3 protein-coding genes are annotated in these 3118 nt (G+C 67.9%); 1 reads left to right on the plus strand and 2 read right to left on the minus strand.

The features are described 5' to 3' along the window. Positions 1-38: 38 nt before the first annotated feature. Positions 39-857, minus strand: coding sequence for an AAA family ATPase (locus J2Y49_RS32325; RefSeq protein ID WP_310119871.1), 819 nt, complete (start codon positions 855-857; stop codon positions 39-41). After that, positions 854-2329: a Mu transposase C-terminal domain-containing protein gene (locus J2Y49_RS32330; RefSeq protein WP_310119873.1), complete on the minus strand. Its 1476-nt coding sequence runs from the start codon at positions 2327-2329 to the stop codon at positions 854-856. Before J2Y49_RS32330 ends, J2Y49_RS32325 begins: the two co-directional genes overlap by 4 nt. 162 nt (positions 2330-2491) lie before the next feature. Here J2Y49_RS32330 and J2Y49_RS32335 point away from each other — a divergent pair, with 162 nt between their 5' ends. After that, a complete protein-coding gene (locus J2Y49_RS32335; protein ID WP_310119875.1) occupies positions 2492-3058 on the plus strand; it encodes a recombinase family protein in 567 nt (188 codons plus the stop codon). Positions 3059-3118 lie beyond the last annotated feature (60 nt).

Raw genomic sequence — 3118 nt, forward strand, 5'->3', positions numbered from 1 at the left:
TGTGACCTTCAGAGATAGGTGGCGGTCGTTCTCCAGCGCTATGTGGCACCGATGACGAGCGTACTCCGCGCGGCCTCGACCACATCGTCGGTGATCACAGACAGGCCGTTGATCTTCAGGATGCGCCCGATCTGGACGAACAGGCGATGGAGCAGGCGGAAATTGCCGCCCGTGATCCGCGCGATTGACGCCATGGCCTGGGCATCGGTGAAGTCGGCCTCGTCGAGGGCAAGCCCGAGCTGCCGCCAGTGGCGGGTGAGCACGAAGGCGAGTTCGTCGCCCTTCAAAGGGCGGTAGTGATGAGCAAACCCGACGCGGCTGTAGAGCTGCGGGTAGCGCGCCAAGCGCTTCTCGATGCCGGGCATGCCAATGAGGATCACGCCGATGCCGGTTCTGTCGAACACGTCGCGCAGGTGCTCGAGCGCCGGGGTCGAGAGCCGCTCGGCCTCATCGACGATGAGCAACTCGGCGGGATTGGGGCTGAGTCCTGTGCGAATGAGGTCCTCGCGGTGCAGGTGCGCGTCGATGCAGACGCCCGCACGCGTGACCAGCGTGCCGATACTGTCGCGCAGCTCGCGAAACGGGCAGCAGACCGTGGGCGTGTAGACGACGGTCCGGGTGCCGGCGAGCGCCGCGTACACCTTGGCATCGGAAGGCTGGCGCGGCCCCCATTCGACGAGCAGGGGTTCGGCAACATCCCACTTCGCGTAGCGCCGCGCCGACAGGGTCTTGCCGACGCCGGCAGCGCCGAAGCAAAGGCCGATGTAGCGGTGCTTGCGCACGGCACCGGCGAACTCGGAAAAGCGCCGGTGTTCCTTCGTCGCGATGAACGCGCCGGCCCGATCGCCACCGGTCACGGATCATCCTCCTCGTAGAGACGCAGCCGCGGCCGGGCCGGTGACGCCGCCGGTCGCGGCGGTGGGACCGGCCTCGACGGCTGGTCGTGGTGGGGCAGGAAGTCGGCCACCTTTGCCACGCGCTCGTTGATTGCGGTGCGCAAGGACCGGCGATGAGCACGTCGGGCCGCCTGGATGTCCTTGAGCGTCACCACCTTCCCGGCGTGTTCCTCGCTCACCGCGCGGCAGAGAAAGCCGCCGCGGTGGAAGAGCCGGATCTCGGACAGGTCGCGGGGGTCGTAGCGGACGGTGACCGCCTCGCCAATAAAGCCTGCAAGCGTCGGGGCGACGTAGCGCAGTCCTTGGAAGCGGACGCCGTCACGCCGCACGCGGCGCGGCTCAGCATGCTGGATCAGCAGGAGGTCGAGGTCCTCGAGGCTGTCGGGAAGGCGGGGCAAAAAGCCCTCGCAACGCCACGCGTCGAGCGGTGTCTCACCGATCCCGCCGTGGATGCGGGCGTGGTAGGTGCCGGCGATGAAGGCACCGACCTCATGGTCGAGCCGCGCCAGCGACAGTGTCGGGGGCGATGCGGGCCTTCCCTTGACAAGATAGCCAGGCAGTTCGGGCAACAGCTCGGTATTGATTGTGCCGAACAGGCGCTCGACCTTGCCCCGCCCCTGTGGGCGGCCGACGGCAGAGTAGACGACCTGGAACCGCAGGTCCGCCGCCACCCGGTCAAGGTGCCGGCTGGTGAAATCGCTGCCGTGGTCGACGTAGAGGACGTCCGGCACGCCGCAGACCGGCCAAGCGGGGTCGGCCTTGCGCCAGATCGCATGGCGAAGCGCAAGGCAGGTGTTAAGCACGCAAGGCGCGCCGAGGAAGACCAAGTACCCGGCGACCGCGCGGGAGCGATCGTCGATGACGGTGGTGAGCCACGGCCGCGCCGGCTTCCCGCTTTCGTCGAGGATAAGGACGTCGAGCTGCGTGTGGTCGGCTTGCCAGAGTGCGTTGGGCGTCTCGGCGCGGTGCCGATGGATCAGCTCGTAACGGTTGCGGTAAGCGGCCGGCCCGTCGAGCGCGAGCGTCACCATCGTCGGGTCCAGGCTCGAGAGGATGGCGTGGACCGTGCCGTAGGACGGCGCACGCCATCCCTGCGCCGCGGCGACGTTACAGACCCGACGGTGGATGGTGGCGGCCGACAGTCGCGGCCGTTTCAACCCCAGGCCCTCGATCAACGTGACGAGGTCGTCGGGCGAGCGACGCGCACCGGCATCGCTGCGGCTACGACGCGCGAGGCTGGCCAGCCCGTCCCGGCGGTAACGGGCGAGCCAACGCTGCGCCGTTCGCAGCGGCACGCCGGCGTCGGCGGCCGCGCGCGCCAGGGGGACTCCATCCTCGAGATGCGGCCGCAAGGCGGCGAAGCGCGCCATCGCCTGCGCTTGGCCTTCCTCGGTCAGGGTCGCGAACGGGGCCGTCGTCTTCTCCCGAGCCATGGCCGCCTCCCGAAACCGGCGATCCCCGCCGTCCGCAAGGGGATCGCTCACCGGACGGTTCGCACCCTGCCGTCCATACCGTTCGGATCACGGATCTATCCGTCTCATTGAAATGGTCCGATGATCCTTTCATTGAAGGGACCCCTATCGTACGATTCGACCATGACCACGATCACCGTCGGCTATGCCCGCTGCTCGACCGACAAGCAGGACCTCGCCGCCCAGCGGGCAGCGCTCGAACGGCTCGGCGTGGCGCCCGAGCGCATTTACACCGACCATGGGCTGACCGGCACGAGCCGGGCCCGGCCAGGGCTCGACCAAGCGCTCGCCGCCGTGCGCGCCGGCGACACACTCGTGGTGCCGAAGCTGGACCGGCTGGCACGCTCGGTCCCCGACGCGCGCGCCATCGCTGATGATCTGGTCGCTCGTGGCGTCAAGCTTGCGCTCGGTTCGAGCGTCTACGACCCGGCCGACCCCATGGGAAAGATGTTCTTCAACATCCTCGCCACCTTCGCCGAATTCGAGGCCGACCTCATCCGCCTGCGTACGCGCGAGGGTATGGCGGTCGCTCGCGCCAGTGGCAAGCTCCGTGGCAAGAAGCCCAAGCTCTCCGACAAACAGCAGCGCGAATTGCGCCGCATGCGCGAGACCGGTGAGTACTCAATCAGTGATTTGGCCGAGCTGTTCTCGGTTTCGCGCCCGACCGTCTACCGTACCCTTGCCCGATAGTAATGTCGTGTGCGCCACATAGCGCTGGAGAAAGGCCGCCACTTATCGTCGAAGGTCACA

Origin of the sequence: Azospirillum sp. BE72, assembly GCF_031455875.1 — a bacterium.
Classification (GTDB): Bacteria; Pseudomonadota; Alphaproteobacteria; order Azospirillales; family Azospirillaceae; genus Azospirillum.

Coding starts and splice junctions, on each gene's coding strand:
- J2Y49_RS32330 (WP_310119873.1), bottom strand. CDS start 2,329: ATGGCTCGGGAGAAGACGACGGCCCCGTTCGCGACCCTGACCGAGGAA.
- J2Y49_RS32335 (WP_310119875.1), top strand. CDS start 2,492: ATGACCACGATCACCGTCGGCTATGCCCGCTGCTCGACCGACAAGCAG.